Raw genomic sequence first — 7064 nt, 5'->3', positions numbered from 1 at the left:
GCCGCAGCCGACCAAATCATGAACGACTGTTACCCATCCATCCGGTCTGTTTTGTTACCCATCCATCCGCTGGACAGCGAAGCGCCGGATGAGGGGTATGCTTCTGCGAATGCAATTGTGAGAGGTGTGCTTGCGGAGAGAACCCCTCACCCGTCTCGCCGCTATGCGGCGAGCCACCCTCTCCCGCAAGGGGCGAGGGTGCACCGCTCGTGTAGCGCAATTCTACTAGCGCCCCAGCTCCGTCGCCTTCGCCACGCGATCGAACCGCTCCAGCGTCATGATCGCGTCCGCGAATTTCTCCGCGCGCGCGTTCAGCACCGGGCGGGCCAGCGTCAAAAACTTCTGCTGCATCGCCCGCGCATCGGGGAAGGAGGTCGGCTCTCCCGAGGGATCGGCATAGAGCCGCTCGTGCACGCCGTCGTCCGTCGTGATACTCACGCGCGCGCCAAAGGGGTGAGTGCGGCCGACTTCGAGACGATCGTCCTGTACCACGTCGAACTTGTCGGCGAGCGCGTCGATGGCTGCGTCCCCAAGGCGGGTGTAGTCGTCCCAGCCAAATGACCCCTGATCGAGCGCGAGCGCGCCGGTGAAGAACATCGAGAACTGGCCGCCGACGATCGAGGTCGGGTGCCGCTTGGTCGCGGCGTCGCCGGTGAGCGTGATGCCGTTGCGATGCAGGCCGATCTCCACCCGCTTGACCTGATCGGGTGTCAGATTGTGCTCGCGCCGCATCGCGATCAGCGCGTCGATCGCGGCGTGGGTATAGCGGCAGCTCGGATACGGTTTGACGCCGATCTTCATGGTCTCGTAGGTCTTGCCGAGCTCGGCGACCGCCTTGTCGGGATGCGCATCGTCGGTGTAGCCGGCGAGCAGGCCATGCTTGCCCTCGACGGATTCCGTCGCGCCGACGAAATCGTTGCGCGCCAGCGTCGCGGCGATCACGCCATTCATCGCGGCGGCGCCGACCTGGTAGCGTTTGTTCCAGGCGCCATTGACCAGGAATTGCAGCGAGCCCGCGGCTTGACTGCCGGCGACTCCGAAGGCGGCGATGAGCTGTTGCTCGGAGAGGCCGAACAGTTTGCCGGCGGCCGCGGCTGCGCCATAGGTGCCGGCGGTGGCGGTCGGATGGAAGCCGCGGGCATAATGCGAGGTCGGGTCGAGCGCGTTGCCGAGCCGGCAGCAGACCTCATAGCCCGCCACGATCGCAGTCAGCACGTCGCGGCCCGACGCGCCGACCATCTCGCCGACGGCGAAGGCGGCCGGAACCACCGGCGCGCTCGGATGCAGCGAGGAATCCGCATGCGTGTCGTCGAAGTCGAGCGAATGGCCGAGGGCGCCGTTGAGCAGCGCCGCGACCGCCGGCGTCCAGGTCTTGGTGTCGCCGAACACGGTGGATTCGCCCTTGGTATCGAGCGCAAGCGCCTCCAGCATCTTCAGGATCGAGGGGGTGGATTCCGCTTCGCTGCGGGCGCGGATGGCGCTGCCGAGGAAGTCCAGCGTCAGGACTTTTGTCCGATCCAGCACTTCCGTCGGAATATCCTGGAATTTCAGGTTGGCGACATAGGCGGCGAGCGTTGCGGTTTCGTGAGCCATCGTGTTTCCTCGTTTTGCGCGCAAGTTAGGCGGGCTGATTTGGCCTTTCAAGCGGCCTCGGGGCTGCGGGCATCAGCTATGCTTTTGGCTGGCTTACGAGGGTTGGACGGGGATACGCGACCATGGCATTCGCAGGAGAGCTGTTCGACCGGGTCTGGTCGCGAAAGACCCAATTGGGGCTGGCGGTCCGGGTCACGGTGGCGGCCACCGGCGCCTACGCGCTCGCCACCGCGCTGCATCTCTTGTTGCCGCTCTGGGCCGTCCTCACGTCCATCATCGTGACCCAGATGAGCGTCGGGCGCTCGCTGAAGGCGACGCGCGACTACATGCTCGGCACCATCGGCGGCGCGATCTATGGCGGCGCCATCGCAATCCTGATCCCCTATTCCGGTGAACTGGGCTTGCTGGGTCTGCTGGTGCTGGCCGTGGCGCCGCTTGCCTTTGTCGCATCGATCTATCCGAATCTGAGCTCTGCAACGGTGACGGCCGTGATCGTGCTCGTGCTTCCCTCGATGCATCATGCCGATCCCATGGCCTCTGCGATCGATCGCGTCAGCGAAGTCGCGGTCGGCGCGGTGACGGGGCTGCTCGTCTCCTTCCTGGTGCTGCCCTCGCGCGCGGTGCGGCAAATCCGCGCCAGCGCGGCAAAACTGCTCGAATTGATCGCGGAGGCCTTCACCGAATTGCTCGCGGGCCTGACGCGCGGCCGCGACAATGACGCGCTGCATCGGATTCAGGACGGTATCGGCACCGCAATGGTGGGCATGAATACCATTGGCGCCGAAGCCGAGCGCGAGCGCTCGGCGCGATTGTCGAACGGGCCGGACACCGGCCCGTTGTTGCGCACGATCTTGCGGCTGCGCCATGACGTTGTGATGATCGGCCGCTCGACCGTGGTGCCGTTGCCGGCCGAGGTGCAGACACGGCTTGCCGCGCCGCTGACGGAAGTCTCGACCGTGATCGCGCGCTTCCTGCGTTCGGCGGCCGCAGCCTTGCGCGAGGGCGCCGGCGCGCCGCCGATCCACCCCGTGCATGTCGCGCTTCAGCACTATGCCGAGGCAGTCGCCGCCGTGCGTCAGGATGGCCTGATCCGCGGCCAGCCCAGCGACACCGCGGAGCGCTTCTTCGCGCTCGGCTTTTCGCTGGAGCAGATGCACCAGAATCTCTGCGATCTCGATCGCGTCGTCGGCGAATGGTCGGAGGCCGCGACCGACAAGCCCGCGCGCGTGGCGGAGTGAGCTAGCGCCGCGTCAGGCCCTTGTCCTGCATGCGCCAGACCAGCAAATCGATGCGGTCCTGGCCGAAGAACGGCTCGTTCTCGAACACGAAGGTCGGCACGCCCCAATGGCCGGAGGCGGCGTGGTCCTTCTCGTTCTCCGTGATCACCTGCTCGTAGCGATCCGGGTCGGCGGTGATCGCGGCATCCATCGCGGCGAGATCGAAGCCGGCCTTGTCGGCGGCGCGCGCAAGATGATCGCCTTCGTTCCAGCCCGCCACCGAGCCGTCCCACAGCACGCGGGCGATCGCGTCGGTGAATGCGAGCGAGCGTCCCTCGAGCTGCGCCATGGCACCAAGCCGGGTCAGGCGGTGGATGTAGGGTTGCTCGGCCGCGACGTCGAATGTTGTCTTGTCCTGGACGATCGGATCCGGCCTCGGAAAGCGGAACGGAATGCCCTCGTGCTGCGCCACGCGCGTGCTGTCGAGCACCACATAGCGAATGAAGTTCGGGCTGGCCTTCTTGAAAAACCCGGGCACTCGGACTGCGAGCGGATAGACCGGCCGCAAATTCACCGCCAGATCGTAGTCTTCGACGAGCTTCAGCGTCTTGGGCAGCGCCAGATAGCTGAACGGGCTGCGAAAGGAGTAGAAGAGGTCGACGGAGAGCGTCACCGGGCCGGCTCCGCAATCCGCCCCATCATGCTGCGGGCCACAAGCTTGTGGAAGGGCGTGATGAGCGCGAGGTAGGCGCGGCCCAGCCGATTGTTAGTCCGCACCAGCGTGGTCAAGGTGACGTGGCGCGGCACCGCTTCGCCGGCCACATCGACCACGATGCGGAAGTCGAGATGATAATCATTGAACCCGGCGACCAGCTGCTCCGGCGTTTCGCTCAGCACCGGAAACAAGCCGATCAAACCGCCCGGCGCTGGCGTGCCCTCGCCCGATGTCTTCAATCCAAATGGCGTCACCAGAATGTTGCGCAGGCGTGTCAGTGCACCGATCCAGCGCGGTCCCTGCAACACCATCCTGGTGCAGGCCTCGCGGGCATTCACCGGTGCTGTGCCGATCTCTACGCGAAAGGCGTCGATGAACTGCGCACCGGCCAGCAGCGTGCCGGCGTCAACATCGGGGGTAACTTCGCGGACAGTCCCGTTCATCCCGCCAGTCTGCGCGTCAGCATCCGGAAGCGCAAGATCAGAAGTCCGGCATAGACGAACGATCCGATCGACAGTCCGATCCAGACACCGACCGCGCCGAGATCGGCGTGAAAGGCAAGCCACCAGGCGATGGGAAAGCCCACGCACCAATAGCCGATCGCGGCGAATACCAACGTCATCCTAGTGTCATTGATGCCGCGCAGCGCGCCGCCCATGATGGTCTGGATGGCATCGGCAATGAAGAAGGTCGCGCCGACCAGCAGCAGCGTTGCGGTCAGCTCCACGGTCGCCATGCTGGCTTCGCTGCTGCCGAAGAACAGCCGTCCCAGCTGATAGCGGCCGAGAATGATCGCAACGGTCAGCGCCGAGACGAACGCGATCCCGATCACGGCGGCGACGAGACCTGCGCGCTTCACTGCGGCCGGGTCGCCGCGGCCGAAGGCGTGGCCGACCCGCACGGTGGCCGCCATGCCGATGCCGAGTGGGACCATGAACAGCACGGCGGTGACCTGGAGGGCGATCTGATGCGCCGCGAGCGCAGTGATCGAGATCAACCCCATCAGCAGCGCCGCCGAAGAGAACAGGCCATATTCCAGCAGCAGCGAGAACGAGATCGGGGCGCCGATCGCGATGAGCTTGCGCATCAGGGGCCAGTCGATTCGCCAGAGATGGGCAAGCGGACGATAGTCCGCGAACGGCTTGCGCAGCCCCGCAATGGCGAGCGTGGCGACGAACGTGCCGAGATTGACGATGGTGGTCGCAAGCCCCGCGCCGAACAGGCCGAGCTCCGGCAGGCCGAACAGGCCGTGGATCAGGGCGTAGACCAATGCGGCATTGACGGGGATCGCCGCGAGCGTGATCCACAGCGGGGCCTGCGGCCGGTTCACCGCGCTCATCATGCTGCGCAGCGCGATGAAGCCGAGCGCCGGCGCGATGCCCCAGGCGAGGCCATTCAGATAACGCTGGGCGAGCGCGGCCGAGTGCGGCGCCTGACCGAGTGCGACCAGGATGTGCTCGCCATAGAGCGGCGAGGCCATCATCGGCAGCGAGATCAGCAACGCGACCCACAAGCCGACGCGCAAGGAGCGGCGGATGCGCCTGACATCGCCGGCGCCAAAGGCCTGCGCGACCAGCGGCGACACCGCCGCCATCAATCCGAGCCCGAAGGTGAAGCTGACGAAATAGACCGTATGCGCCAGCGCTGCTGCTGCGACCGCGCTCTCGCCGAGGCGCCCGATCAGCGCGAGATCGGTCGTGATCATCGCGATCTGCCCGAGCTGCGTCAGCATCATCGGTACGGCCAGCCGCAGCGTCTCGACGAATTCGTCGGCGAGAGGATTTGGCGGCACGCCGGCTTGCGGCTGCGAACGAGGCTGGACGGTGTCGAGCATGGCCGGGTCAATAGCACAGCCGGGCGACGAAAACATGGCCTCGCGCGTGTCCCGGACCCGCTGCAGCGCGAAGCGATGCTGCGCAGAGCCGGGACCCAGAAAATCGCGAGCGCAGTTCTCAGCCGCATGGGCCCCGGCTCAGCAGCGCATCACTGGCGTGCTGCGCTGCGTCCGGGGCACGAGACCATTCTTCGATCTCGAGCCGGAAAGCGCCTCACCCCTTCCGCTCGGGCACGCGCCTGATCTTCGCGCCGAGCGCATTCAGCCGTTCGTCGATGCGCTCGTAGCCGCGCTCGATCTGGTCGGCGTTGTTGATCGTGGAGGTGCCCTCGGCACAGACGGCCGCGAGCAGCATGGCCATGCCGGCGCGAATGTCCGGTGAGGTCATCGTCGCGCCGTGCAGCCGGCTTGGACCGGCAATGATGGCGCGATGCGGATCGCACAGCACGATGCGCGCGCCCATCGCGATCAGCTTGTCGACGAAGAACATCCGCGATTCGAACATCTTCTCGAACATCAGGATCACGCCCTCGCATTGCGTGGCGGTGACGATCGCGATCGACATCAGATCGGCGGGGAAGGCCGGCCAGGGCTGGTCCTCCAGCTTCGGCACGTGGCCGCCAAAATCGTCCTGGATCTTCAGCGTTTGGTTCGAGGGCACGATGAGATCGTCGCCCTCGATGCGGCAGACGATGCCGAGCCGCTCGAATCCCATGCGGATCGAGCGCAGATGCTCGACGCCCGCGCGCACGATGCGAAGCGGCGACCGCGTCACGGCGGCAAGCCCGATCAGCGAGCCGACCTCGATATGGTCGGGCTGGATCCGGTAGGTCGCGCCGCCCAGCGTCGCCGGACCGTGCACGATCATGGTGTTGGTGCCGATGCCCTCGATCTCAGCGCCGAGCGCAACGAGGAAGTTGGCGAGGTCCTGCACATGCGGCTCGGACGCGGCGTTGCGCAAATAGGTGGTGCCTTCGGCGGCGACGGCTGCGACCAGCGCGTTCTCGGTCGCGGTCACGCTGGGCTCGTCCAGGAACACGTCGGCGCCGGTCAGCTTCGAAGCGCGGAATTCGAGCCGGTCGGTCGCGGTGACCTTGGCTCCCAATTGCTCGAGCGCGAGCACATGCGTGTCGAGCCTTCGGCGGCCGATGACGTCGCCGCCGGGCGGCGGCAGCATCACTTCGCCGCAGCGGGCGAGCAGGGGGCCCGCGAGCAGGATCGAGGCACGGATGCGGACGCACAAGTCCGGATCGAGATCGGCCGCGCGGATGCTCTTGGCGTGAATATGAAGCGTGTTGCGGGCGGTCCATTCCGCGGCAGCGCCGACTGAGCGGATCAGCTCGACCAGCGTCTCGGTGTCGCGGATCCGCGGCACGTTTTCCAGCGTCACCGGATGCTCGGTGAGCAGGGCTGCCGCGATGATCGGCAGCGCGGAATTCTTGTTGCCGGACGGCTCGATCGAGCCCGAGAGCCGGTGACCGCCCTCGACGATGTACTGGATGGGCGCCACGTGGTCTCTCGCTGTGTTTTTGGGTGGGGCGGCTGGTTTGGAGGCGGAAACTACCGAGAATTGAGCGCGGGAGCAATTCTGCACTTGTCGCGGCTCGATCGCTTCGCAGCCCCGACACAGGTGCGCTCCCTCTCCCGCTTGCGAGGGCTTTGCGTAAATCGCGAATCTGCGATTCTCTAAGAGACATCTGAAGAG

6 protein-coding genes are annotated in these 7064 nt (G+C 66.1%); 1 reads left to right on the top strand and 5 read right to left on the bottom strand.

All coding sequences use genetic code 11. The features are described from left to right. Positions 1 to 225 precede the first annotated feature (225 nt). Positions 226 to 1593: an MmgE/PrpD family protein gene (locus AC0L30_RS41970; RefSeq protein ID WP_007598282.1), complete on the bottom strand. Its 1368-nt coding sequence runs from the start codon at positions 1591 to 1593 to the stop codon at positions 226 to 228. Positions 1594 to 1715: 122 nt separating this feature from the next. Here AC0L30_RS41970 and AC0L30_RS41965 point away from each other — a divergent pair, with 122 nt between their 5' ends. Further along, positions 1716 to 2831, top strand: a complete 1116-nt coding sequence (locus AC0L30_RS41965) for an FUSC family protein (protein WP_473406704.1) — start codon at positions 1716 to 1718, stop codon at positions 2829 to 2831. A gap of 1 nt (position 2832) precedes the next feature. Here AC0L30_RS41965 and AC0L30_RS41960 read toward each other — a convergent pair whose 3' ends face one another. From AC0L30_RS41960 to murA, 4 genes are all read right to left on the bottom strand, one after another. Then, on the bottom strand, positions 2833 to 3483 hold the full coding sequence (locus AC0L30_RS41960; protein ID WP_473406703.1) for a 2-hydroxychromene-2-carboxylate isomerase: 651 nt from the start codon (positions 3481 to 3483) through the stop codon (positions 2833 to 2835). Further along, positions 3480 to 3968, bottom strand: coding sequence for a DUF2867 domain-containing protein (locus tag AC0L30_RS41955; RefSeq protein WP_219678929.1), 489 nt, complete (start codon positions 3966 to 3968; stop codon positions 3480 to 3482). The genes AC0L30_RS41960 and AC0L30_RS41955 overlap by 4 nt, the downstream gene beginning before the upstream one ends. Next, positions 3965 to 5359, bottom strand: a complete 1395-nt coding sequence (locus AC0L30_RS41950; RefSeq protein ID WP_473406702.1) for an MATE family efflux transporter — start codon at positions 5357 to 5359, stop codon at positions 3965 to 3967. Before AC0L30_RS41950 ends, AC0L30_RS41955 begins: the two co-directional genes overlap by 4 nt. 214 nt (positions 5360 to 5573) lie before the next feature. After that, complete coding sequence (gene murA / locus AC0L30_RS41945) at positions 5574 to 6869, bottom strand: UDP-N-acetylglucosamine 1-carboxyvinyltransferase (RefSeq protein WP_007598277.1); 1296 nt, start codon at positions 6867 to 6869, stop codon at positions 5574 to 5576. Positions 6870 to 7064: the final 195 nt, after the last annotated feature.

It is taken from the genome of Bradyrhizobium sp. MI1.11 (genome assembly GCF_055811255.1).
Note: the sequence above shows the minus strand (reverse complement) of the source record. Positions and strands in the feature narration are given on the sequence as shown.